This window comes from Corynebacterium sp. CCUG 69979 (assembly GCF_024454095.1).
GTDB classification, from domain to species: domain Bacteria; phylum Actinomycetota; class Actinomycetes; order Mycobacteriales; family Mycobacteriaceae; genus Corynebacterium; species Corynebacterium genitalium.
Genome location: NZ_JAGPZA010000001.1, coordinates 20424 through 43677, shown reverse-complemented (window position 1 = coordinate 43677; position 23254 = coordinate 20424). Strand labels below are relative to the sequence as shown.

General features: G+C 64.6%; 23 protein-coding genes. 7 read left to right on the top strand and 16 right to left on the bottom strand.

Annotated features, from left to right (window positions below; translation table 11 throughout):
• The first annotated feature begins 8 nt into the window (after nucleotides 1–8).
• The 5 genes from KBX18_RS00215 to KBX18_RS00195 all read left to right on the top strand — a co-directional run bounded on the left by KBX18_RS00215 (nucleotide 9) and on the right by KBX18_RS00195 (nucleotide 5063).
• Nucleotides 9–1652, top strand: coding sequence for a sodium:solute symporter family protein (locus KBX18_RS00215; protein ID WP_255994378.1), 1644 nt, complete (start codon nucleotides 9–11; stop codon nucleotides 1650–1652).
• 8 nt (nucleotides 1653–1660) lie between these two features.
• Nucleotides 1661–1942 carry a hypothetical protein gene (locus KBX18_RS00210; protein WP_255994377.1) on the top strand — a complete coding sequence of 94 codons (282 nt, stop codon included), beginning with the start codon at nucleotides 1661–1663 and terminating at the stop codon, nucleotides 1940–1942.
• 148 nt (nucleotides 1943–2090) lie between these two features.
• Nucleotides 2091–3023: a galactose-1-phosphate uridylyltransferase gene (gene galT / locus KBX18_RS00205; RefSeq protein ID WP_255994376.1), complete on the top strand. Its 933-nt coding sequence runs from the start codon at nucleotides 2091–2093 to the stop codon at nucleotides 3021–3023.
• The gene (galK, locus tag KBX18_RS00200) at nucleotides 3023–4225 is read left to right on the top strand and encodes a galactokinase (RefSeq protein WP_255994375.1); all 1203 of its coding nucleotides are present in this window, start codon (nucleotides 3023–3025) and stop codon (nucleotides 4223–4225) included. The genes galT and galK overlap by 1 nt, the downstream gene beginning before the upstream one ends.
• Nucleotides 4226–4250: 25 nt before the next feature.
• Nucleotides 4251–5063, top strand: coding sequence for a TRIC cation channel family protein (locus KBX18_RS00195; RefSeq protein ID WP_255994374.1), 813 nt, complete (start codon nucleotides 4251–4253; stop codon nucleotides 5061–5063).
• On the opposite strand, the gene KBX18_RS00190 is transcribed toward KBX18_RS00195, so the two are convergent.
• From KBX18_RS00190 to KBX18_RS00140, 11 genes are all read right to left on the bottom strand, one after another.
• On the bottom strand, nucleotides 5060–5791 hold the full coding sequence (locus KBX18_RS00190; RefSeq protein WP_255994373.1) for a DedA family protein: 732 nt from the start codon (nucleotides 5789–5791) through the stop codon (nucleotides 5060–5062). The two genes, KBX18_RS00195 and KBX18_RS00190, sit on opposite strands and share 4 nt — an antisense overlap.
• 6 nt (nucleotides 5792–5797) lie before the next feature.
• Entirely contained in the window at nucleotides 5798–7255 is a 1458-nt protein-coding gene (locus KBX18_RS00185; RefSeq protein ID WP_255994372.1) for a protoporphyrinogen oxidase, read from the bottom strand.
• Complete coding sequence (gene hemE, locus KBX18_RS00180) at nucleotides 7256–8305, bottom strand: uroporphyrinogen decarboxylase (RefSeq protein ID WP_255994371.1); 1050 nt, start codon at nucleotides 8303–8305, stop codon at nucleotides 7256–7258.
• A 10-nt stretch (nucleotides 8306–8315) separates the two neighbouring features.
• On the bottom strand, nucleotides 8316–10799 hold the full coding sequence (locus tag KBX18_RS00175; protein ID WP_255994370.1) for a cation-translocating P-type ATPase: 2484 nt from the start codon (nucleotides 10797–10799) through the stop codon (nucleotides 8316–8318).
• Nucleotides 10800–10812: 13 nt separating this feature from the next.
• Nucleotides 10813–11295 (bottom strand): hypothetical protein, encoded by a 483-nt coding sequence (locus KBX18_RS00170; protein WP_255994369.1) that lies wholly within the window; start codon nucleotides 11293–11295, stop codon nucleotides 10813–10815.
• 32 nt (nucleotides 11296–11327) lie between these two features.
• On the bottom strand, nucleotides 11328–11933 hold the full coding sequence (locus KBX18_RS00165) for a hypothetical protein (protein ID WP_255994368.1): 606 nt from the start codon (nucleotides 11931–11933) through the stop codon (nucleotides 11328–11330).
• Nucleotides 11930–12949: a porphobilinogen synthase gene (hemB, locus tag KBX18_RS00160; RefSeq protein WP_040423959.1), complete on the bottom strand. Its 1020-nt coding sequence runs from the start codon at nucleotides 12947–12949 to the stop codon at nucleotides 11930–11932. Before hemB ends, KBX18_RS00165 begins: the two co-directional genes overlap by 4 nt.
• An 89-nt stretch (nucleotides 12950–13038) precedes the next feature.
• On the bottom strand, nucleotides 13039–14739 hold the full coding sequence (locus KBX18_RS00155) for a uroporphyrinogen-III synthase (RefSeq protein WP_005286973.1): 1701 nt from the start codon (nucleotides 14737–14739) through the stop codon (nucleotides 13039–13041).
• A 172-nt stretch (nucleotides 14740–14911) separates the two neighbouring features.
• A complete protein-coding gene (gene hemC / locus KBX18_RS00150) occupies nucleotides 14912–15799 on the bottom strand; it encodes a hydroxymethylbilane synthase (RefSeq protein WP_255994367.1) in 888 nt (295 codons plus the stop codon).
• The gene (locus KBX18_RS00145) at nucleotides 15796–17169 is read right to left on the bottom strand and encodes a glutamyl-tRNA reductase (protein WP_255994366.1); all 1374 of its coding nucleotides are present in this window, start codon (nucleotides 17167–17169) and stop codon (nucleotides 15796–15798) included. The genes hemC and KBX18_RS00145 overlap by 4 nt, the downstream gene beginning before the upstream one ends.
• 88 nt (nucleotides 17170–17257) lie before the next feature.
• Nucleotides 17258–17524, bottom strand: coding sequence for a glutaredoxin family protein (locus KBX18_RS00140; RefSeq protein WP_005286979.1), 267 nt, complete (start codon nucleotides 17522–17524; stop codon nucleotides 17258–17260).
• Nucleotides 17525–17577: 53 nt separating this feature from the next.
• Here KBX18_RS00140 and KBX18_RS00135 point away from each other — a divergent pair, with 53 nt between their 5' ends.
• Nucleotides 17578–18498: an HAD family hydrolase gene (locus KBX18_RS00135; RefSeq protein ID WP_370687210.1), complete on the top strand. Its 921-nt coding sequence runs from the start codon at nucleotides 17578–17580 to the stop codon at nucleotides 18496–18498.
• 83 nt (nucleotides 18499–18581) lie between these two features.
• On the opposite strand, the gene KBX18_RS00130 is transcribed toward KBX18_RS00135, so the two are convergent.
• The 5 genes from KBX18_RS00130 to KBX18_RS00110 all read right to left on the bottom strand — a co-directional run bounded on the left by KBX18_RS00130 (nucleotide 18582) and on the right by KBX18_RS00110 (nucleotide 22328).
• Nucleotides 18582–18683: a 30S ribosomal protein bS22 gene (locus tag KBX18_RS00130; protein WP_003855542.1), complete on the bottom strand. Its 102-nt coding sequence runs from the start codon at nucleotides 18681–18683 to the stop codon at nucleotides 18582–18584.
• A 162-nt stretch (nucleotides 18684–18845) separates the two neighbouring features.
• Nucleotides 18846–19049 carry a helix-turn-helix domain-containing protein gene (locus tag KBX18_RS00125; RefSeq protein WP_005286986.1) on the bottom strand — a complete coding sequence of 68 codons (204 nt, stop codon included), beginning with the start codon at nucleotides 19047–19049 and terminating at the stop codon, nucleotides 18846–18848.
• A gap of 178 nt (nucleotides 19050–19227) precedes the next feature.
• Complete coding sequence (proC, locus tag KBX18_RS00120; RefSeq protein WP_005286988.1) at nucleotides 19228–20040, bottom strand: pyrroline-5-carboxylate reductase; 813 nt, start codon at nucleotides 20038–20040, stop codon at nucleotides 19228–19230.
• Nucleotides 20041–20159: 119 nt separating this feature from the next.
• The gene (locus KBX18_RS00115) at nucleotides 20160–21386 is read right to left on the bottom strand and encodes a hypothetical protein (RefSeq protein WP_255994364.1); all 1227 of its coding nucleotides are present in this window, start codon (nucleotides 21384–21386) and stop codon (nucleotides 20160–20162) included.
• Complete coding sequence (locus tag KBX18_RS00110; RefSeq protein ID WP_083770225.1) at nucleotides 21387–22328, bottom strand: Ppx/GppA phosphatase family protein; 942 nt, start codon at nucleotides 22326–22328, stop codon at nucleotides 21387–21389.
• Nucleotides 22329–22362: 34 nt separating this feature from the next.
• On the opposite strand from KBX18_RS00110, the gene KBX18_RS00105 reads away from it, so the two are divergent.
• A complete protein-coding gene (locus KBX18_RS00105; RefSeq protein ID WP_255994363.1) occupies nucleotides 22363–23235 on the top strand; it encodes a hypothetical protein in 873 nt (290 codons plus the stop codon).
• Nucleotides 23236–23254: the final 19 nt, after the last annotated feature.

Here is a 23254-nt window from a genome sequence, read left to right as displayed (position 1 = left end):
GCCTCTTCATGGATACAGCTCTCAGACTCGACGCCACCTGGGTCGACTTCATGCTCGTGGCGGTGTTCTTCGCCTTCGTGCTGGGCATTGGGTGGGCCGCGAAACGCGGCGTGTCGTCTTCGATCGACTTCTTCCTCTCCGGGCGCGGCCTGCCCGCGTGGATCACCGGTCTGGCGTTCATCTCCGCGAACCTCGGTGCGGTGGAGATCATCGGCATGTCCGCCAACGGTGTGGAATACGGCGTGCAAACGATGCACTATTTCTGGATCGGCGCCGTGCCCGCCATGATCTTCCTCGGCATCGTGATGATGCCGTTCTACTACGGCTCCAAAGTGCGCTCCGTGCCGGAGTTCATGCTCAAGCGCTTCGGCCCGGCGGCGCACCTGGTCAACGCGATCTCGTTCGCGGTGGCGCAGCTGCTCATCGCCGGTGTGAACCTGTTCCTGCTGGCCACCGTGGTGGAGGCGCTGTTGGGCTGGCCGCTGTGGGCGACGCTGGTCGTCGCTGCGCTCATTGTTCTGGCGTACATCACCCTCGGCGGCCTGTCGGCGGCGATCTACAACGAGGTGCTGCAGTTCTTCGTCATCATCGCCGCACTGCTTCCGCTGACGATTATCGGCCTGCGCCACGTCGGCGGCTGGAGCGGCCTGAAAGAGTCGATCGGCGACCCGAGCCACTTCTCCGCATGGCCTGGCCAGGACCTGTCCGGCTTCAGCAACCCGGTCTGGTCGGTCATCGGCATCGTGTTCGGTCTGGGCTTCGTGCTGTCGTTCGGTTACTGGACCACGAACTTCGTCGAGGTGCAGCGCGCGATGGCGTCGGACTCGCTCGCGTCCGCGCGTAAAACCCCGATCATTGGCGCGTTCCCGAAGATGTTCATCCCGTTCATCGTGGTCGTGCCCGGCATGATCGCCAGCGTCTTGGTTTCCCCGATCATGGAGGGCGCGGCGAACCCGAACGACGCGGTGCTCTACCTCATGCGCGACTTGCTGCCGAACGGTTTGCTCGGCGTGGGCATCGCGGGTCTGCTCGCCGCGTTCATGGCGGGTATGGCCGCGAACATTTCCTCGTTCAACACGGTGTTCTCCTACGACCTGTGGCAGACGTACGTGATCAAGGACCGCGAGGATGACTACTACCTGCGTGTCGGCCGCCTGGCCACCATCGGGGCGACCGTCATCGCCGTGTTCACCGCGCTGCTGGCCGCGAACTTCGGCAACATCATGGACTACCTGCAGACGCTGTTCGGCTTCTTCAACGCGCCGCTGTTTGCCACCTTCATCCTCGGTATGTTCTGGAAGCGCATGACCCCGCACGCCGGCTGGTCCGGCCTGGTCGCCGGTACCGCCGCAGCCATCGGGTTCTGGGCGCTGTCGCTCGGTAGCGACCCGGTCGTCTCGCTGCCCGGCCAGGGCACCGCGTTCGTTGCCGCGGCACTCGCGTTCACGGTAGACATCGTGGTCAGCGTGGTCGTCTCGCTGTTCACCGCGCCGAAACCGGATCACGAGCTTGTCGGCTTCGTCCGCTCCGTCACGCCGAAGGAGCAGCTTGTCGACGCCTCCGAAGCCGCCCTCCCCTGGTACCAGCGCACCGTTCCGCTGGGCGTGATCGCGCTTGTCCTTGTCATCGGCCTCAACCTGTTGTTCCTGTAGGAGGGAAAATGTCCACCACAGCACCTCACACTGCACCTAAGAAAACGTCTGCCACGACCTTCGACATCCGCAACGTCATCGGAGCGCTGCTTGGCTTCTACGGGATCGTCCTGGTGATCTGCTCCTTCGCGCTCGACCCGGGCATGAACGTCGACACCGGCCTGCCTAAGGAATCAAGCGATAACCTGTGGGTTGGCATCGCCTTGGCCGTGGCCGCTGCGGTCTTCTTCATCTGGGCGCGCCTGAACCCGATCGAATTCGACCCCGACACGCTAGAGGCAGCTGACTAAATCGAGCGACATCCGCATCACACGCACGACGCTTTCCGACGGCCGCGAGCTCATCTACTACGACTCCCCCGGCAGCGGAACCGCCGAGGTTCCGCCGAGAACAGCTGTAGACGAGCGCGGCCTGCCGGAGGTGCACACCGACTCGTGGATGCGGAAAGACCCCTTGACCGGCGAGTGGGCCCTCTACGCCACCCACCGCCAGAACCGCACGTTCCTCCCGCCCGCGAACGAAGACCCGCTCGCGCCGACCCGCCCGGGCCAGAAACCCAGTGAAATTCCGGAGTCGGATTATGAGGTGGTGGTGTTTGAGAACAGGTTTCCGTCGTTATGCATGGGCATGGAGGGCCGCGACGGTCACCCCGCGGTCGGCCGGTGTGAAGTCGTGTGCTTCACACCCGACGCCGACGGGTCTTTCAAGGATCTGCCGCTCGAGCGCAAGCGCACGCTTATCGACGTCTGGGCCCACCGCACCGAAGAACTCTCCGCTTTTGAACCCGTGAAGGCCGTGTTCCCCTTTGAGAACCGCGGCGAGGAAATCGGCGTCACGTTGCACCATCCGCACGGGCAGATTTACTCCTACCCGTTCGTGCCGCCGCGCATGGCGGCGATTGCTCGCTATGCTCGCGAGCGTCGCGAGGCAGGTGGGAACCTGTTCGACGAGGTGCTGGCCGCTGAGCTGGACGCCGGCGAACGCATCATCGCCGAGACCGAGCACTTCGTCGTGTTCACCCCGATGGCCGCGAAGTGGCCGATGGAGGTCATGGTGATGCCCCGGCGCGACGTGCCGTCCTTCGTCGAGCTCACCGACGACGAGCGCGATGACCTCGCCGAGGTGTTGCACCGGTTGTTCGCTGCCGTCGATAAGTTCTTTGCGGGCGTTGATCGCACGCCGTACATTGCGGCGTGGAACCAGGCGCCCGTGGATACGCCGGAGGACGGCCGGCTGCACCTGCAGTTGTTCTCCCTGATGCGCTCGCCCGGCCGGATGAAGTTCCTGGCCGGCAGCGAATCCGGCATGGGCGTGTGGATCAACGACACCACCCCTGAAACCATTGCCGCGACACTGCGGGAGGTCTACTGATGATTGTCCCCACGACCCGCACGCCCGAGGAACTCGATCGGGACGCCCGTGCGTTCTTCGCCGCGCACCTCGGCGGCGAAGCGGACGGCGTGTGGCTCGCCCCTGGCCGCGTGAACCTCATCGGCGACCACGTCGACTACGCCTATGGTGTGTGCCTGCCGTTCGCGACGACGATGGCCACTGCCGTCGCCGCCTGCCGGCGTGAGGACGCGACCGTGCACATGGTCTCCCAATCCCCCACCGGCGAGATTCTCGATGCCTCCGTCGACCTCAACGCCCTTGACGCCGCGAACTCGGCGCCCGGCTGCTTGCCCGACTGGCGCGGGTACATCGCCGGCACGGTCGACGCGCTGCGCGTGCACGGAGCCCCGCAGACCGGCGGGCTCGACCTCGTCGTTGTGTCCGACGTGCCTTTAGGCTCCGGGTTGTCCAGTTCGGCTGCGCTGGAGTGCGCTGTGGCTGTGGCGGCCCGAGACCTGCACGGCCTCGACGCCACCGACGAGGACATCATCACGGCCACCATGCGCGCTGAGAACCACTACGTCGGCGCGAACACCGGCGGGCTGGACCAGAATGCTGTCGTGCGCGGTAGGGCCGGCCACGCCCTCGCTCTGGACTTCCTCGCCGGCACGCACGAGCAGGTGCCCTGCAACTGGGACGATTACCTGTTGCTCGTCGCCGACAGCCACGTCGAACACTCGCATGCTACAGGCGGTTACGGTTCGCGCCGGGGGCTTATCGACGCTGTGGCCGACGCGTTGGGGTGCACGTTCAGGGAAGGGGACGTCGTCACGCGTGCTGTGGCGTGGGCCGAGACGTCGGATTATGACCCGGAGACCGTGCACCGCCGCGTGCGCCACGTCGCCACGGAGACAGCCCGCACCATCGCAGCCGTCGACGCGCTCAAGGCTGGCGACATCGAACAGTTCGGCGCGCTGATGAACGACAGCCACGCCTCCCTGCGCGACGACTACGAAATCGTGCCCGTTGAGCTCGAAACCGCCGTGCAAGCGGCGCTGGAAGCAGGTGCTGTCGGCGCGCGGATTACCGGCGGCGGATTCGGCGGCTCCATCATTGCGCTGTGCCGCGCCGACGAGGCCGACGCCGTTGCCGCAGCCATCGAGGACGCAACCGGTTCCGCCGGCTACCCCGTGCCTACGATCTACGCCACAAGCGCACAGGATGGAGCCCGCCGGGTATAAGCCGGGTGTAGCTAGAATCGCCGGCGTGAACGACTTCGGCCCTCTCTACTTCATCCTCGAATACACCGGTGTGCTGCTGGCTGCGATCGTCGGCGGACAAGTGGCCAAACGCATGAACTTCGACGTGGTCGGATTCGGCTTCATCGCGTTGATTTCGTCGCTCGCCGGCGGCATGCTGCGGGACTGCCTGCTCAACAACGGCCCCGTCGCAGCCTTGCAAACCCCCTGGTATCTCATCATCGCGGTACTCGGCGGCGCCATCGCATTCTTCCTCCACGTCGAAGGACGGCTGTGGGACCGCGTGCGCTTCTACATGGACGTGGTCACTGTCGGAGTGTGGTCGGTAGTGGGCGCGTCTAAAGCACTCGTCAACGATCTGCCGTGGATCTCCGTACTGCTGCTCGCCGTCATCACAGCGACCGGCGGATCGTTGGTGCGCGACGTCGTGCTGCGCAATATTCCCAGCCTGTTCACGTCCCAGAAGATGTTGGTCTTTCCAGCTTTGCTCGCCGCCGGCCTGACACTCGCATTTTCCCACTTTCAGGTCACTCCGTGGAAGGGCATGCTCATCGCGTCGATCGCCGCATCAGTGCTGTCCATGGCCGTGTACTGGGTGAGCACGCGTCGCGCCCCGCGCACCCGGTACACCGAGAGATCTTTGGAGAAGCGCCTCGCCGCCGAGCTGAACATGTCGAAGGATGATCCGGTGGTGGACATTGCTGGCGCTATCGAAAAGGCGCCGGACGAGGACGTGATAAACATCGTCCGGATCTACCTGCGCGACCAAGTGTTGGAGCGCGCCGGCTCCTCCCCCGCTGCGGCAGAGCCACGCGGTTAGGCTGTGCCCGCGTTCTTCTGCTGCCCGCGGAACACACCGAAGAAGATGACCACGAGCAGGCCGATGGCCACCCAGTTGGCCACCTTCGCGTACTGCTCGAGGACGAAGACGACCGGCTCGCCGATCGCCCAGCCGAGCCCGAAGTAGAGGAACGACCACGCGGTTTTCGCGATGAAGTCGAGCAGCATGAACTTCTTAACGTCCATGCCGGTCGCGCCGCACATGACGAAGACGACGAACGCGATGGGCAGCGGAATCGGCACGTACGCCAGGAAAATGCCAACCCATCCGACGCGGTGGAACCAGCCTTCGACCCGTTCGATGTTGCGCCCCATGCGTTTGGAGTTCTGCGCCTGCACATCAAGGATGCCGCGGCCCCAAAGTTTGCCGGCCCACCAATAGACCCAGTCGAATTTGATGGCCACGAGCGAGCCGATGAGCAGGTACCAGATCCAGCCCGGCGCTTCACCGACGGCGGCCAACGCGCCGGTTGAGGCCGCACCGATGCGCGAACCGGTCAGCGCCAGCATCACCGGTGGGTCGAGGCCCAGCAGCCACGCGCGCAGCGGGATCATCGCCATGCCGAATAGGCCGACAAAACCGAACCACGCCAGGCACCAGTAGTCAGCTTTGGTGGGTTTGGAGTTCCAGGGCAGCCCTGGTTCTTCCCACCATTCGGGTTCTTCGGAAGCGGGGCGGTCGTCCACCCGGTCCTGCTCGTCGTGCATGGACAATTAACCTACAGCACGCGCTGTGTCGCGCGCGTGTGCGATGACGGCGGGCACGCCGACGCCGCCCGCCCATGCGCCTGTCGCGGAGATGCCGGGCACTTGCGCCAATTGCTTATCGACGTCACGCACCACCCCCACATGACCCTCGTCGTAACGCGGAAGACCGCCGAACCAGCGTTGGACGTAGATTTCTTCGAGGCCTGCTTCCCTGCCGTCGAACCCTGTGATGGTCTGCAGGTCATCGAGTGCCCAGTCGACGAGGTCGTCTTCGGAGGCCGTGATAGCCAGGTCCGGGTTGTCGCCGTAGCGGCCGAAGCTAGCGCGCACGAGTGCCCCGCCGCGCTCGGCGAGGTGCGGCCACTTCTTCGACGACAGTGTGAACGCCTTCGCGCGCACATCCGGTTTAGCGGTGTCGGCGGTGTCAGCAGTGTCGGCGATGAGGATGCCGGAGTTTTCGGGCAGTCCGTCGCCGTCGGCGAAGCGCATGCCCACTACGGCGGAGTTCGCCAGCTTCACCTTCGCCAGCTCTTCGGCCACCTCGGGGGCAACGCGCTTCAGCAGCAGTGCCGCAGTCGGCGCGGGCACGGCGAGGATGACGTGGTCGTAGTGTGTGTCTTCGCCGCCGGTCAGCTTGTACTGGGGCGCGGCAGCGTCGCTGGATGAGTCGGCGCGCTCAATGCCGGAAATGAAGGCATCGATGTAAATATCGGCGCCGGATTGCTCGGCCAAGGTTTCGTAGAGTTCCTGGTAGCCGTCGCGGAAGGCGTTGAACACCGCGCCGTGGCCTGTGGGCAGCTCAGCGCGCTGCGCCTCCAAGTTGCGCACAGCCGTGGACAGGTGGACGAGGCGCTCGGGGTGCTCGGCGGCCAATCGATCGAATTCGGCTGCGAGCTGCGGGATCGTGGCGCGCACGCCGAGATCGTCGGCCGTGCAGGAGTACACTCCCCCGAGCAGCGGGGAGACGATGATGTCGGCGACCTCGTCACCGTAGCGTTCACGCACCAGCGTGCCGACGTTGAGGTCGCCAGCGTCGGAATCAGGGGTGGGCCAGTGGAAGCCGGGGCGGTCGGATTCAGCGTCGATAAGCGCGGCGGTGTCGGCGGACACGAGGTGGGCGACAGTATCGGAGCGCCCGGGGATGCCCATGACGCCGCCGGTGGGCAGCTCGCGGACGGCACCGCCGGACCAGAGGAGCGAGCGCAGGCCGGAAGGCTCGACGAGGGAGTCGCCTAAGCCGAGGGACTCGAAAAACTCGACGGCGTCGCGGCGGCGCGCCATGAACGCCTCCGCTCCCATGTCTGTGGGGCCAGCTTCGAAGGCCACTGTGTAGAGCTTGCCGCCGATGCGGTCAGTGGCCTCGTACACGTCGACCTTGTCGTCGCGGCCGTCGTGGCGGCCGTGACGCAGCTCGTAGGCGGCGGTGAGGCCAGCCAGGCCGGCACCGATGATGGCGATGTTCATTTACGCCTCCTCGTGAATAATGCGGACTGCCTCGGTGATGACGTCCGGGTCGGTCTCCGGGAGTACCCCGTGGCCGAGGTTGAAGATGTGGCCCGTTGCTGTGCCGGCACGCACGGCGTACTCGGCTTCGCCCTTGATGCGGGCGATTTCCTCGCGCACGACGTCGGTGCCGGCGAAGAGCAGCGCCGGGTCGAGATTGCCCTGCAGCACCTTCGGAGCGGTGAAGCGTTCAGCGGCGCGGTCGAGCGGGACGCGCCAATCGACGCCCATCACTTCCGAGCCCGCCTCCGACATCGCCCCGAGCAACTCACCGGTGGCCACGCCGAAGTGGATGCGCGGGATCTCCCCGGCGACGGTGGCCAGGATCTCGGTGGAGTACGGCAGGACGTAGCGGCGGTAGTCGGCCTCAGTGAGGAAACCGGCCCAGGAGTCGAACAACTGCATCGCGTCGATGCCTGCTTCGACCTGGATGCGCAGGAAAGCGGTGATGGTGGGCACGAGCTTGGACATCAGGGCGTGCCAGGTGTCCGGGTCGCCGTGCATCATGGCTTTGGTTTTCTCGTGGTTCTTGGACGGGCCACCCTCGATGAGGTAGCTGGCCAGGGTGAACGGGGCACCGACGAAGCCGATGAGGGCTTGGGTGTCGGTGAGCTCGGACAGGATGATCGAAATGCCTTCCGCGACGTCGGCGACATCGCCTTCCAGGACAGGCAGGGCGTCGACGTCGGCGCGGGAACGCACCGGCGACCCCATGACGGGTCCGCGCCCGGGCACAATCTCTACATCCACGCCGGCTGCCTTGAGCGGCACGACGATGTCGGAGAATAGGATCGCCGCGTCCATGTCGTGGCGGCGCACTGGCTGCATGGTGATCTCCGCGAGCAGCTCCGGCATGAAGCAGGAGTCCAGCATGGCGATGCCTTCCCGTGCAGCGCGGTACTCGGGAAGGGAGCGGCCCGCTTGGCGCATGAACCACACCGGGGTGCGCGACGGGGTGCGGCCGGTGGCGGCGGCGATCAAAGGGGCGTCGTCAAGCGTGCGTCTGCTCATAGCTCCATTGTTACAGGCTCCGCGGGAAACGCCGCGCCCGCATCGACAATGACTCAATGAGCAGCGACGACCCGAGCATGAGCACCGTAGCGATGATCGGCGGGATCACACCAATGGCGGCGAAGAAGAGCATGGCGATGTTGTACATCCACGCCAGGGAAAGATTACGGTCTTTGATGCGGCAGACATTGCGGGCGTGAGCGATGAGCTGGGGGACGGCGGTGACATCCTGACGCAGCAGCATCACCGACACGCGGCGGTTGCGCTTGCGTCCCGTTTCAATGTCGTCTGCGGTGGCGTACATGATGCTCACATCGGCGGCGCGCAGCGCATCAATCACAGTGCGGTCGCCGACCATAGCTACCTCGGCACCGTTGGCACGCAAGGTGCGGATGGCGCCGGGCTTTTTGTCGGCGGTGATGCCTGCCAGCACGGTGGAGATGCCTAGGTAATCGGCGAAGCGACGGGCGACGGCGTACGTGTCCCGGGTACACATGACCGTTTCTAGGCCTTGACCCTCCAGCAACGCAATGGCGTCGTCGGCGTCATCCTTGAACGGGTCATGCAATGTGATCACGCCGCGGTCTTTGCCCTTCCAATGCACCACAACGGGCGTGCCGCCGGAGGTCGCTGCCACCGCCAGGTTGCCCTTTAAATGGGACAGGTTGGAGGGGCGCCACAGCACAGCGTCGATGTGCGTCGTGCTCTCGTGGCCGTCTTCGTCGACGTACACCAGCGCCAGGCGGCCGGTGACATCGCCGGTGCGCGCATAGTCGACGCTGACCAGCTCGTAGCGCGCAGGCAGCTCACGGTCATCGTCGGCCCCGGCGCGGGCATCGCGGGCACCTGCCACGAGCGCACGCGGAACGGCGAACTGGGAGTTCATCGACAGAGCGCCGGCAATGCGCATCACCATTTCTTTGCTGTCGCCCTCGGCGGCCGTGACGGACTCGACGAACATCTCGTCCTGCGCGAGCGTGCCCACGCGGTTGAACACGATCGTGTCCACGGTCTCTAAGGTCCGCAGGGTTTCACCGTCGCGGACAAGCACACCGTTGCGTGCGGCGGATTCAATGCCCAGGCGCATCGCCAGCGCCGGCGAGAGCGCCAACGCGACTGGGGCCACGCCGGAGAGCACGGCCAATGCGGTGCGCAACGCCGCGTTATAGTCGCCCGTGATCAGCCCCCACAGCACAAAGCTTGTCAGCGCCACCGCCATCGCCACCGGCAGCAACGCCGCCGCTGCCTGCGCATGCTGCACAGAGGCGTAGCGCTGGCGCGCTTCGACGTCTGCCAACCAGTGCTCCACGGCGCTCCACCGCGTCGCGTGGCCGGTGCGCTGCGCGCGCACCTTGACTTCGCCCTCGGCGATGACGGAACCAGCGTAAATGATGGAACCGACTTTGACGTCAATGGGTTCGTGGGCGTCGATCAGCCCGGGACGCAGACGAGCACGGCCGCCCATGATCACACCGTCGACGGGAACGATCTCACCCACGTGCACAACAATGTCGTCGCCGCGGTTGATCTCCGAGACGGGAATGCGTTCCTCGGCAGCCTCGGCCTGGCCGCGTTTCTTGCAGAAGCGGATGTATTCGGTGTCGGGGTCGAGGGTGCGGGCGGTCATTTCGTCGAGAAGCAATGTGCGCGCACGGATGGAATACCGCCGCCCGATCAGCAGAAGCAGCGTGATGCCGCACGCGACATCGAGAAATAGCTCTGGGCCGTTCGCTGTGCCGCGGGTGGTGGCGAACCACGTGAAGCCCGAATGCCAGCCGCGGTGGCCGGTCGGCGCGGCAAAAATGACGGCGGCGGACCACAGGTACGCGATGATGATGGCGACGGCGCTCGCACCGTCAAGTGCTGTGCTGCCGCGCCGGACTCCGCCGAGCAATGCGCGGTGGAACGGTAACGCGCACCACGTGACCACCGGCGTGGCCAAGGCGAGTTCGACCCACTGCCAACCGTCGAACTGCGTAGGGCGGAAGTAGGCGAGCACGAGGACCGGCAGCGTGAACACGAGCGCTACCCACATGCGGGCGGGGGTGATCAAGTCGCGGGCGGTGTAGAGGACGTCGTCCTGCGTGGGCTCCGTTTTGCGCTGCGGGGTGTACCCGGCGCGCCGTGCGCGGTCGAGCGACCGGTCCGCGCTGCGGCGCCGGCGGCGCATCCGCGTGGGCACGGGGCGTTGGGAGCGGCGCCGGCCCGTTGTCATGTCGGCGGGGGCTGCGTGGCGCAGCTGCGAGGCGTCGGTCAGCCGCGCCGTGATGCCTAGTTCAGCGAAGACCTCGATGATCTGCTCTGGCCCTGTCGCAGCTGTCGCCGTGATCCAGGCGGACTTGCTCGGGTGCACGATCTTGCACTCGACACCTTCGATCGTCTCCAGGGTGGCTTCGACCTCATCGATATCGGGCGCACCCGGCAGCCCCTCGAGAGTGAAGGAATAGGAGACATGCGGCCGGTCTTGAGTCTCTTCCTCGATGTATGCGGTCATCTCTACGTGCTCACTAAAAGCGGGGGCTCATCTTGTCCACGAACGCGTTCGCGTCCGGACGGAACGCGAACAGCATGGAAAACGCCAGCAGAATCACAATGACCATGGACGCCCACGACGTCAGCTGCACCATGAACGCCGCAACGTTGAGAAAGCAGCTCAGCGCCACGAATCCAGCCGCACATCGGCGGGCGATGCGGTTGCCGTGGCGGAAGTAACTCGCCGCCGAGACCAGCAGCAGCGCCAGCACAATGTTGCCGATGGACACCGCACGCAAGTTGGTCATGTAGGAAGCACGCAGCGACTCATTCGCCGGATCTCCCGGAAAACCCTGGGATAGCAGCATCATCGCAGTCACCAGCATGAGCACCGCAGCGCCGCAGATGAGGTAGAACGCGATCTGCAGATTGCGCGGCCACGTGTCCCCAACTGCACCGCGGCAGCGGCGGTTCGGGTCGTTCGGGTCGCTCACGATCGTGGGGAACATCCCGGCCATGACGTGCACCTGCGTTTCTGTGTTCTGGGTTTTTACTGAGTGCTTACGTCATTATGGTCTGTGGCGTCTTTGGCCGTCCACTTCTTCACATCGTCCTGGTTAGCGAAGATCAGGGCACAGATCGCCGCCACCCCCGCAGCGATCTGCAGCACGCCGTCGGCACCGATGACCGCGGTGGGCACATCCATGCCGGCAGGGTTGATCAGAAACACTGTGAGCATGCGCAGCGCAAAGAACACAGAGAACACCATCAGCAAAGTACGCGCGCTGTTCGCCCACTTCTTCTGCGCCGCCACGGCCCGCAGTGCGAGCGCAAGCAGAGCGACAATCAGCAGCGACAGCAGTGCCATGATGCTTATCGACGTATACGCCACCAACTTCACCTGCCCCTCGGACACCTCTTGCGGCATGCCCTTGCTGGCCTCACGCGCACTCTCGAACAGCGCGGAAGGATCCAACAGCGGCATCGCAATGGAGAAAAGCTGGTGCAACAACTCCGCACCGATCATGACCACCCACGTGACCAACAGGTAGCGCACGGCTTCCGGCCGCTGGTCAGGCCGAGCGTCCTGCGCGGGCGGCGCGGGCTGGGCGGGCTGGGCGGGTTGTTGCGGTGCGGGCGGGGTTGGGTGGGTCATGGGCGGGGTCTTTCGTCGATAAGCATGCGAGCTGCGTCGAGCGCGAAGTACGTGAGAATCTGGTCGGCGCCGGCGCGTTTGATGGAGAGCAACGCTTCCATCATTGTGCGGTCTAGGTCAATCCAGCCATTGCGGCCGGCGGCCTGGATCATCGCGTACTCGCCGGAGACGTGGTAGGCGGCGACGGGGACGGGCGAGACTTCAGCGACCTTCGCCAGCACGTCGAGGTACGGCATGGCCGGCTTGACCATGACCATGTCCGCGCCCTCAGCCACGTCGAGTTCGACCTCCATGAGGGACTCGCGGATATTTGCCGGATCCTGCTGGTAGGTCTTGCGGTCGCCCCACAGGGACGAACCGACAGCGTCACGGAAGGGGCCGAAGAACGCAGACGCATACTTCGCCGAATACGCCATGATCGCGACATCCGTGTAGCCCGCTTGATCGAGCGCGTGGCGGATCACTTCCACCTGGCCGTCCATCATTCCGGACGGGCTGACAATATGCGCGCCGGCCTCAGCCTGCGACACCGCCATCTTCGCGTACAGCTCCAAGGTGGCGTCATTGTCCACCGCCACATTGCCCTCCCGGTCGGTGACCAAGACGCCGCAGTGGCCGTGATCGGTGAACTCATCGAGGCAGGTGTCGGTCATGATGAGCAGCTTGTCGCCGAACTCGTCGCGCAGCCGAGCAATGGCACGGTTGAGCACGCCGTCCGGGTCCCAGGCCTGGGAGCCGGACGCATCCTTGTCCTCGCTGCGGGGCACACCGAACAAGTCAACGCACGGAATCCCCAAAGAAACAGCCTCCCGGCAGATCTCCACGAGAGAGTCCATGCTGTGCTGGTACACACCCGGCATGGAGGCGATGATGCGGGGTTTGCCCGATTCACCGAGATCGTCGGCAACGAACAGCGGCAAAATCAGGTCCGCCGGGTCCAGGCGGACCTCCGCCGTCATGCGGCGCATCGCAGCGTTCTGGCGCAGCCTCCGCGGCCGCCGCACCGGGCCAGTCAGGCTCGGTGCAGGCGAGTGGTTGAACGAATCTGTGGGTTCCGACGGTGTAGGCACACAGACCATTCTACGAATGGCGTCCACGGCCGTAGCTACGAGCGTCGGGCGCGACGCTTTTTCCGCGGCGGCGGCAGCTGGCCGGCAGCGCGGAGACCGGCGACATGCTCGGCCAATGCGTCGACAAGCGACGGTACGTCGGCGACCTCGGGCACGACATCGACCCGCAAGCCTTGCTCCTTCGCTTCCGCAGCCGCCATGGGACCGATGCACGCGATGATGGTGCGCGGGTGCGGCTTGCCGGCAATGCCGACGAGGTTCTTCACAGTCGAGGCGGAGGTGAAGCAAACAGCGTCGAACCCGCCGGTCTTGATCATGTCGCGCACTTCCGGTGCCGGCGGGGCGGCGCGGACAGTGCGGTAGGCGACGACGTCGTCGACTTCCCAGCCGCGCTCGACAAGGCCGTCAACAAGCACGTCGCTGCCGATGTCCGCGCGCGGCAGCAGCACGCGGCCGACCGGGTCGATCTCCTCGACATACTCAGGGAAGATGTCCACGAGGCCGTGCGCGTTCTGCTTCGTGCGGTGCGGGATGAGCTCCGGGATCATGCCGCGGGAGCGAATCGCGTCAGCGGTCTTCTCCCCCACTGCGGCCAGGTGGACCCCGGCAAAGGAGCGGGCATCCAGGCCGAGCTCCTCGAACTTGTCCCACACAGCGTCAACACCGTTGACCGAGGTGAACACGATCCACTGGTAGCGTCCCTCAACGATGCCTTTGATCGCGCGGTCCATCTGCGCCGGGTTGCGCGGCGCCTCCATGGAAATGGTGGGCACGGACTGCGGAATTGCGCCATAGGAGTTCAGCCGGGCGTTCATCACACCGGCCTGCTCCTTCGCGCGCGGCACGAGTACACGCCAGCCGTAGAGCGGACGGTTCTCCCACCAGGAGTACTTCGAACGGTCGTCGACAGCAGTGCCGATGGTGACCACGAGCGTGCCATCCAGGTCCGCATCAAGCTTGCCGACGGTCCCCAGCGTCGCATCAAACGTCCGCTGCAGACGGGTCGTACCGTTGATGGTCACAGTCAGCGGCGTCGACGCGGAGAACCCGCGGGCCTGCAGCTCGGTGGCAATGACCGGCAAGTGGCGGGCCTCGCCCTGGAGGACGAGCGGCTGCGGGGCGGCGGCGAGGCCGTCCCAGTCGATCGGCTCGTTGGCCAGGTCAGCTTCGGTGTAGGTGGAACCGAGCGCGATGCCGGCGAACGAGGGCACCGTCGACGGCAACGACATGCCGGGCACCACCTGGAACTCCAGGCCGGCGGCGGCGACAGCGGAGATCTCCTCCATGATGGCGTTGCGGGTCAGCGGGTTGCCCGCAACCAGACGGATGACGTCGCCATCGCCTGCTTCACCGCGGTCGATCGCCGCCTGCGCTTCGGCGAGGGCTTCACGCAACGGCTCGACGATCTCATCTCCGGCGGGTGCCTGTTCGCTCAGCTCTGCCGCAGTCGGGTCTGCCGGTTTCGCGGGCTTGCGGCGGGCTCCAGCCTCCTTGGCTTTGGCACACATGGCCTCGTACTCTTCCGCAGCCGCTTTCAGCTTGTCAGCCGGCACGGGGAGAGCGGATCCGACGACACCGCGCACACCGCCAGAGACGTCCGGATCGACAACGGCGATCGAGTTACGCTCCAGCACCTCGCGAGCGCGGATCGTCAACAGGTCGGGGTTGCCTGGCCCGGCGCCGACGAAAATGACCTTGCCAACGTTCTCGGGCGCTGTGGAGGAGGCAGCATTCATCAAAGAAATCTCTTCTAAACGGATCGTTTGAAAGCGTCAATCACTAGAAAACCGCCTTACGCACCAAGAGACGTGCCCGGAAACCCCATTAACGGGGACCAGATGCACAGCGGCGCAGACGGCGTATGGTAGTTACACCTTAAAGTAAGACGGCTGTTTTGAAAAACCGTGCTTAGAGGAATTGGGCTGCTCCTGCGTCGAAAAGTTGCTGGGCGCACGCTTGGCCCACCTCGCGCGGATCTGTGCCGCTAGCTTCGCGCACGAGTTGGGCGGAGCCGTCGAGAGCGAACACGCCGCCGCGCACCGTGATCTCATCTCCGTCGAGGACCGCAGACGCCGCGACGGGCGCGGTGCAGCCAGCTTCCAAGGTCGCAAGAACGAAGCGTTCTGTCAGGGCGCAGCGGGTGGCAAAGTCGTCGACAAGCGTGTCGATCGCTGTGACCGCCTCCGCATCCTCCGCCCGGCACTCCACGGCAAGCGCACCTTGGGCAGGTGCGGGCATGAAGTCCTCCGGTGCGAAGACTTCGGTGGCGCGCTCGCCGAGGCCGACGCGGGACATGCCTGCGTAGGCGAGCACCACAGCGTCGAGCTCACCGCTGGTCACGCGCCCCATGCGCGACTCGATGTTCCCCCTCAACGGGTGAATGTCCAGATCAGGGCGTTTCGCACGCAGCTGAGCGATGCGCCGGGGTGCGGAGGTGCCCACGCGGGCGCCGCTGGGCAAGTCGGCCAGTTTCAGGCCGTCGCGGGCAATCAGTGCTTCACGGCGGTCCTCCCGCACAGGAATGATCAGGTGCGTGCGCGGTTCGTGAGCGGTGGGAAGGTCTTTGAAGGAGTGGACGGCGACGTCAGCTTCACCGTCGAAAAGCGCCTGGCGGATAGCGGTGGTGAACACGCCGACCCCGATGCGCTCCACAGGGGCTTGCGACATGTCGCCCGCGGTGGTGACGATGGTCAACTCAGCGCTGTGTCCTGCGCTGATCAACGCATCGCGAATGTGTCCGGCCTGGGTCGTAGCGAGCTTGGACCCGCGCGTGGCTACTCTCAACGTCTCTGTCACTGGCTTTCCCTTTCACAAAACCCGGCAAGCGAGCTCTTCTCATAATGAGTACCGTCGTCGCCTGCGAGCCCGGTGCGCGTATCTTTGCCGCCGGTGAGGCCGAACAGCTCCTCGATGGCGATTTCGTAACTCACCTTCGACTGCGTGCCCGCTAGCTCTTTGATCTTCACGGTCGGATTATGCAAGAGCTTATCGACGATCCTGCGCACCGCCCGTTCCACTTCCCCGAACTCCCCGTCATCCAATCCGGGTAGGCGGGAGCGCAATTTGTCCAGCTCCGTCTGGGCGGTCTCAGCGGCGGTGACGCGCAGTTCGGTGACCATAGGGGCGACATCGCGCACACGCTGCTCGGTTGCATAGGCGGCCAGCTCCGTGGCGACGATTTCCTCGGCCTGCCCGCGGGCATCGAGCTCCGGGCACATCGGGGAATCGGCGGAGTGCTTGAGAGCCTCGTGCAAGGCCTCGATGTTGATGAGGCTGACACCGGGCAGCTCGGCGACCGCGTCGTCGATGTCGCGCGGCAGGGACAGATCGACCAGCAGCGCGGGCCCGGAAATGTCCTCCGGGGTGATGGTGAAGCCGTCGCTCGCGGTCGCGGAGACCGCGATGTCCACCCGTGACAGTGCTCCGGCGCGGGCAGAAAAGTCCACCACCTCGGCGGTCACACCGGCTGCGCGGGCGTGCTCGGCAAGCCGTTCGGCGCGCGAGCGAGTGCGGTTCGCAATGATCAGCTTGCTCACCCCGCGTTTACCCAGGTCTGTGGCGGCCAGAGAGCTCATTGCGCCGGCTCCAAGAACCAGTGCCGAGTGCCCTTCCAGAGACGCGTCGGGGGTCAGTCCCTTCAACCGCATTGCTTCGTCGAGGGCAGCGGTGACCATGGAGGAACCAGCGTCATCGATATCTGTCTCGGTGTGGACGCGTTTACCGGCGTGCAAAGCAGACTGGACTAGCGCGTGCAGCGCCGGGCCGATCGTGCCACGGTCTGCGGCGTCCTGGTAGGCGGAGCGGACCTGGCCGATGATCTGCTGCTCCCCCACCACCATGGAGTCCAAACCGGCGGCGACGCGCATGAGGTGCTTCGCCGCGGCGTCGGCATAGCGGACATAGAGGTATCCCCGCAGCTGCGCCAACTCCACGCCCGAGAACTCGCTGAGCACACTCAGCACGTCGTTGACACCGGTGTGGAACGCGTTGGTGACGGCGTAGACCTCCATCCTGTTGCAGGTGGAGATGGTCATGGCTTCGCTGATGCTGGGTTGCTCAAGAAGAGCGCGTGCAGTCTGCTCCTGCACGGCGTTGTCCATGCTGAGCCGCTCCAGCAGCGCGACGGGCGCCGAGCGGTGGGACATGCCCACCACGAGAACACTCACGTTTTCCCTCCAAGCCAGTTCGCGATCATCCCAAAGGATACCCCCGCTGCCCAGTTCCTAGACAATCCCCTGATCGTCGCGTGCGAATCTAGCGCGAGTCTACCTGCCCGCCACGGGCGAGTTCCGCAGCCAGTTCCGCGTTATCGACTTCCCAGCAGGCGAACTCTTCACCGTCGATGACCACGACGGGAACTCGGTCACCGAATTCGATGGCTAGGCCGGGGTGGGCGTCGACGTCGACAAGCGAAAGACGCGCTCCCGCTTCCGCCACCACGGGCGCGATCTGCGCCGCCACGCGCTCGCACGAGCCGCATGTGGAGCGGACCATTAGTTCAACCTCAGCTACTGCACCCATTGGGAACCTCCTAACATACGATGGATCACACTACACACGAAGGGAGAGAAGGCTTGAGCGGCAATCTGCGGCGCTACCTTGAGGAGACTGCGCTTCCGCCTATCGACGATGCCCACCAGCGCACCGCAGGCGAAGCCGCCGCCTCCGCCGCATCCTCGACCGTAGGCCAGAGCGCTGAGCGCGTCACCGAGCCCGACCCGGACATCCCGCAGCACACGACCGCCGCTGCATTCTTCGATGTAGACAACACCCTGATCCAGGGAAATTCGCTCATCGCACTGGGATACCAGCTGTTCAAGCGCGGATTTTTGACGCTGAGCGAGATCTTCCCGTATCTCGTGGCTCAAGGCCGGTACCGTTTGTTCGGCGCGGAGCTGCCAGACGCGATCGCGCAGGGCCGTGAGAAAGCGCTGAGCTTCATCACGGGGTGGAGCGTGAGCGAACTGCGCGACCTGTGCGCAGAGCTTGTCGACGCTCACTTGATCGCCCGCACCTACACCGGCACCCGCGAACTCGCCTCGATGCACATCAACGCCGGCGAGCAAGTGTGGCTCGTGTCCGCAACACCAGTGCAGGTCGGGCAAATTCTGGCTGAGCGCCTCGGTTTCACCGGCGCCCTGGGCACCGTTGCGGAGGAAGAGGGCGGACAGTTCACCGGCCGTCTCGTCGGAGATATCCTCCACGGCCCGGGTAAGGCGCACGCCGTCGCTGCTCTGGCAAAGGCCCAGGGACTCAACTTGGAGGAGTGCACCGCCTACTCCGACTCCGCCAATGACATTCCCATGCTGTCCATGGTGGGAACCCCGGTAGCTATCAACCCCGACAGCCAATTGAGAAAGCACGCCGCGAAACACGGCTGGCTCATCCGGGACTACCGCCCGGTGCGCCGGGTGTTCCTCAGCGTGCTTGTTCCCTTAGGCGCCGTAGCCGGGATTGGTGGCGGGCTGGCGTGGCGCCGCCGCCGGAAGCGTTAGGCCGAACGCTCGCCGGGGTCAACCAAAGCCAAAAGACGCCCGCTCCGGCCAAACGGCAGGGGCGGGCGTGAAGCGGGGCAGTTTTACTTGCCCAGTTTGCGACGCTGAACGCGTGTACGGCGCAGCATCTTGCGGTGCTTCTTCTTGGACATGCGCTTACGGCGCTTCTTGATCACAGAACCCATAGGTTTCCTCGCTTCTCTTTGTACGTACAGTTCCGTGCCGCGTTCCGGTTCCAGGGCAGGTCCGGGGCAACGCCGCGAGGTGCACTCTCGAGGCGGCGCTCACGCAACATGAATGGGTACAAAGTCTAGCGCCGTGACCGGGCGAATCCAAAAAGAGGGGGGCTAACTCACGTCGGAGTCGACGTCGTAGACCGAGGAATCCAGGTACTCGTTGACGGCGTTCTCATTCACGCGGAACGAACGGCCCACGCGCACTGCCGGCAGCTCGCCGGAGTGGACCAGACGGTAGACCGTCATCTTGGAAACGCGCATGATCTCAGCGACCTCAGCGACGGTCAGGAACTTGCCTTTATCTTCAGTTGCCATGTTCTAGTTAAACCTCCAGCACTAGAGAGCCGGTGCGCGCTGTAGGCTTCCCCTCCCACAGTTGGACACGCACGTGCCGGGACCAGCCTAGCGTGAAAACAGTGTCACATGCGACTCAAAAGCAAGAAAACTTTCACTTTTTTCACAGCGGACCCCGGGGTCACTATCGTCAATCTGGTTATTCTCCCAGCTCAGCCGCCCGATTGGTGGCAGCCTCTACGGCCCGATAGAAGGCCCCACGCATCCCGGATTCCTCCAGTTCCCGGACGGCTTGGACAGTCGTTCCTGCCGGAGAACACACGTCTGCACGTAGATCTGCGGGCGGCTTACCCGAGCGCGCCAACATGGCCCCGGCACCTTCTGCCGTACCCGTGGCCAGCAGCATGGCAGTCTCACGCGGCAACCCCATCTGCACACCGGCATCCACCAACGCCTCCGTGAGGAGGAAGTAGTAGGCGGGGCCGGAACCGGAAAGGGCTGCGGCAGCGTCGATAAGCGACTCAGGCACGACGGCGACCTTGCCGCACGCACCCAGCAGCTCCGTGACGAGCTCTTGCTGGTCCTCATCGACATACTTGCCAAATGCAACGACGCTGATGCCCTTGCCCACCTGCATCGGGGTGTTCGGCATGACGCGGACGATGGGTGTGCCCGCGCTCTGCGCCGCCTCCGTCATCGCACCGAGCGTGACGCCGGCTGCCATGGAGACGACGACAGTTGCAGTCTCGTTGCTCGCGATCGTCTCCGACAGCTCCTCGATCAAATCCGTGACCGCGTACGGCTTCACGCACAAAAAGCACACGTCAGCGTTCGTCGTAGCCGCCTCGTTGTCGTCTGTCGTGTTCACGCCGTACCGGCGGTTCAGCTCCTCACTGCGCTGCGGAGTGCGGTTTGTCGCTGTGATCGTTTCCGGGTCGACGCCAGAGTTGACCAGCCCTGAGATCAGGGCCTCACCGATATTGCCTGCGCCGATGACTGCAATGTTGCTCATGGCTCACTAGCGTGCCACACCCGCCGAAATTCTCAACGAGAACAACCACGGGGATTCTTCTCCTGTAAGCGCAAACCCCGCACGCTGAGCGTGCGGGGCGGGCGGGGTCAGTGTTGAGACTAGACGGCTGAGATCAGCGCCGGGCCGAACGTCATCACCGCGCCGGCAACACCGGCGAGCGTGAGAGTCAGGCCGTCGCGGCCGGTCTTCATCGCGCGAACGAGCAGCACAATGAGGCCCGTTGCGGCCACAGCCAACACTGCGACCACAATCGCATTCATGGTGGCCCAAAGGTACTGGAAACCAAGGAAGACCAGCACACCCAGGATCAAGCCAGCGAAGACGAGCAGCACCAGCATGATCGGGTTGACACTAGTGTCCTCTACCTCAGCGTCGTACTTGGCCACATCCTCGTAGGTCGGCTCCACAGCGCCATCGGCGCGGGCTTCATCAAGGCGATCCTCTGCCCGCTCCTGACGCGGCTCGACCTTGCGGTCCCGCACGTCCTCGCGGGCCTCTTCGCGAACGGGAGCGGCAAAAGCAGCCGTCTTCGGCTCGGTGCTCTGCTCATCCTCGACAACAGGGATGACGTTGGTTTCGCTCGAATCGCGCTTCATCGGGGTCTCGTGCTGGACAGATGTCATCGGCGCGGGCTTCTCAGCAGGTTCCGGACGCACGGCAGGCTGAACCTGCGTAGCCGGCTCCGTCTCCGCGGCCTCAGCAGTGTCGCGCTCCTGGACAGCATCCGCGCGGGAAACCTTGCGCAGGGTCACGCCATCTGCGTTGTCAGGCTGCTCCGACGTGAGCTGCGTCGGCTCGGGCTTGGCTGGCTGCGCTGCCTGTGCTGGCTGAGCTGTCTGATCCGCCTCAGACTGGGACGACTCAGCTTGGGACGGCGTGGACTGAACAGGACGGAACTTGGTCAGTGCGACCGGGGACTCGTCAGAACGCCCCTCGGTGGCAGATGCCTCGGCCGCATCCTTGGACGCGGACTTCTGCGCAGTCTTTTCCTCGGACTTCTGCTCGACCTTCTGCTCGTCCGCAGGCGCCTCCGACTCGGCGGACTTCACACCCGCGTCAGACTTAACTGCCTCGTCGGGCTTGACCGCTTCGGCTGACTCGGAGCTTTCGGCAGTGTCGTCGTCAAGCGGCACAGAAGAGTGCTTGACCTGGGCCGGGCGGGCGTTGACCTTCTTGAAGGAGCCAGTCAGTTCGGCGACGGTCACACCGCCTTCTTCAATGCTGCGGCGACGACGGCGGCGGGGCTGGCCCTCAGCGTCGGTTTCGGGATTCTCCTGCTGCGCCCGGGCCATCAGCTCGGCAACAGTGAGTTGCTTTTCGGCCATCTACTCGTCTCCTTCAGACTGTCCCATGTCTATCTGACGCAGGATCACGCCTTCGCGCAATGCCCACGGGCAGATATCTAACTTATCAAGTTTCAGTGCCCTCATGGCTGCTTCCGCCACCAGCGCGCCGGCCACAATTTGGTGGGAGCGGTCGGAGGACACGCCTTCAAGCTCCGCCCGATCGGACGCCGTCATGCGGGTAATGAAGGCGATGAGCTGGCGCAAACCCGGAGCCGTCAGCGTGCGCTGGACGTAGGGGCCAGCGGACGACGGAGCGGAACCGGTCAAACGCGCCAAGGTCCGGAACGTCTTCGAGGTACCTACGGCCAGACCTGCTTCACCGCGGACGAGGAACTCTTCAGCGGCGGAAGACAGTTCCGCGTCAATGAAATCACGAAGAGCGTTCACCGTCTTCTTTTCCGGCGGGTCAGAGTCAAACCATTCATGGGTCAAGCGGCCAGCACCCAAGTCGAGGGAAACGGCGATATCCGGGACTTCGTCATTACCCGTGCTCATCTCCAGCGAGCCGCCGCCGATGTCCAAGTTGGTAATGCGCCCAGCGGACCAACCGTACCAGCGGCGCACTGCCAGAAATGTCAGCCGTGCTTCGTCCTGACCGGAAAGCACCTTGAGCTTCACGCCGGTCTTCTTTTCCAGGTGAGCCAGCACTTCTTGGGAGTTGGTGGCAGACCGCACCGCAGAGGTGGCGAAGGCGAGGAATTCTTCGCACTTGAGGTTATCCGCCAGATCAGCGGCTTCTTGCACCGCTTCGGTGAGCTTTTTCACGCCCTTGTCGTCGATGTTGCCCTCAGAATCGAGCATTTCCACGAGCCGCAGCGACTGCTTCCAGTCGCTCATTGGCGTCGGGCGGCCGCCGCTTTTTGCATCTACTGCCACGAGGTGGACAGTGTTACTGCCCACGTCCAATACACCTAGTCGCACAGGCTCAACACTAGACCGTCTACCGTGATTCACTGTGAACCAACCTGTGTTTTTGGGCTTTCCATCTGACTCCCCCGCTGGAAAATCAATCCGTGCAGGCCATGAATTGCCACCTGATTTCCCGCACGAATGGTTCGAATTCGTCCACCCCGACGATCCATTGCACTACTTCTCCCTCGACCTCACGTGGCTGGAATCGACATGGTCGTGCCGCTTCGGCACACCGCAGTGCCGCGGTATTTCACAAGAACTCCCAGTCGTTGGGTGCTGCATCCACGGTGCCTACCTGTCGGACGAGCACGACCGCGACGACCTTTACAACGCTGTAGCCGACATGCCCGCACGGTTCTGGCAGCTGCGCCCCGACGATGTCGACAGCTATATAGAGGCAGCCGACCCGACCGAGTTGGAGCCGTGGCTCGAGTGGGACGAGGACGATGAGGAACCCTCCATCAAAACAAAGCTTGTCGACGGAGCGTGCATCTTCGCCAACCGCCACGGCCACCCCACCGGCCCCGGGTGCGCACTGCACCAGTGGGCAATGGATGAAGGCCGCAACATCATCGGTTCAAAACCGGAAGTGTGCTGGCAGGTGCCATTTTCCCGCGAGGACTCGTGGGAGGAGCGCGGCGACGGCCAAGAAATCCTGCGCACCACCATCGGCGAGTACGACCGCCGTCAGTGGGGCGACGGGGGCGAAGACTTCGACTGGTGGTGCACCAACGACCCTGCCTGCCACTCTGGCTCGAGCACTGCGGTTCCTGTGTGGAAGTCGATGAAAGACGAGTTGACGCAGTTGATCGGTGCGGAGGCATACGGGATCGTCGCGAAGCATTGCGAAGCCCGCGCCGCACTACCCGCAGAATCGAAGGCCGTGCACCCGGCGACCCGCGCCGCACAATCGTGACGCCGCGACGCCGGCGACA

What these genes read in the sequence shown, in the direction of transcription:
- KBX18_RS00170 (WP_255994369.1), bottom strand. Translation starts at nt 11,295, where the DNA reads ATGGCCGGGATGTTCCCCACGATCGTGAGCGACCCGAACGACCCGAAC.
- KBX18_RS00190 (WP_255994373.1), bottom strand. Translation starts at nt 5,791, where the DNA reads ATGCACGACGAGCAGGACCGGGTGGACGACCGCCCCGCTTCCGAAGAA.
- KBX18_RS00115 (WP_255994364.1), bottom strand. Translation starts at nt 21,386, where the DNA reads ATGGCCGAAAAGCAACTCACTGTTGCCGAGCTGATGGCCCGGGCGCAG.
- KBX18_RS00130 (WP_003855542.1), bottom strand. Translation starts at nt 18,683, where the DNA reads ATGGGTTCTGTGATCAAGAAGCGCCGTAAGCGCATGTCCAAGAAGAAG.
- KBX18_RS00155 (WP_005286973.1), bottom strand. Translation starts at nt 14,739, where the DNA reads ATGAATGCTGCCTCCTCCACAGCGCCCGAGAACGTTGGCAAGGTCATT.
- hemE (WP_255994371.1), bottom strand. Translation starts at nt 8,305, where the DNA reads ATGAGCAGACGCACGCTTGACGACGCCCCTTTGATCGCCGCCGCCACC.
- KBX18_RS00165 (WP_255994368.1), bottom strand. Translation starts at nt 11,933, where the DNA reads ATGACCCACCCAACCCCGCCCGCACCGCAACAACCCGCCCAGCCCGCC.
- KBX18_RS00210 (WP_255994377.1), top strand. Translation starts at nt 1,661, where the DNA reads ATGTCCACCACAGCACCTCACACTGCACCTAAGAAAACGTCTGCCACG.
- KBX18_RS00140 (WP_005286979.1), bottom strand. Translation starts at nt 17,524, where the DNA reads ATGGGTGCAGTAGCTGAGGTTGAACTAATGGTCCGCTCCACATGCGGC.
- KBX18_RS00185 (WP_255994372.1), bottom strand. Translation starts at nt 7,255, where the DNA reads ATGAACATCGCCATCATCGGTGCCGGCCTGGCTGGCCTCACCGCCGCC.
- galT (WP_255994376.1), top strand. Translation starts at nt 2,091, where the DNA reads ATGCGGAAAGACCCCTTGACCGGCGAGTGGGCCCTCTACGCCACCCAC.
- KBX18_RS00125 (WP_005286986.1), bottom strand. Translation starts at nt 19,049, where the DNA reads ATGGCAACTGAAGATAAAGGCAAGTTCCTGACCGTCGCTGAGGTCGCT.
- KBX18_RS00175 (WP_255994370.1), bottom strand. Translation starts at nt 10,799, where the DNA reads ATGACCGCATACATCGAGGAAGAGACTCAAGACCGGCCGCATGTCTCC.
- galK (WP_255994375.1), top strand. Translation starts at nt 3,023, where the DNA reads ATGATTGTCCCCACGACCCGCACGCCCGAGGAACTCGATCGGGACGCC.
- KBX18_RS00215 (WP_255994378.1), top strand. Translation starts at nt 9, where the DNA reads ATGGATACAGCTCTCAGACTCGACGCCACCTGGGTCGACTTCATGCTC.
- proC (WP_005286988.1), bottom strand. Translation starts at nt 20,040, where the DNA reads ATGAGCAACATTGCAGTCATCGGCGCAGGCAATATCGGTGAGGCCCTG.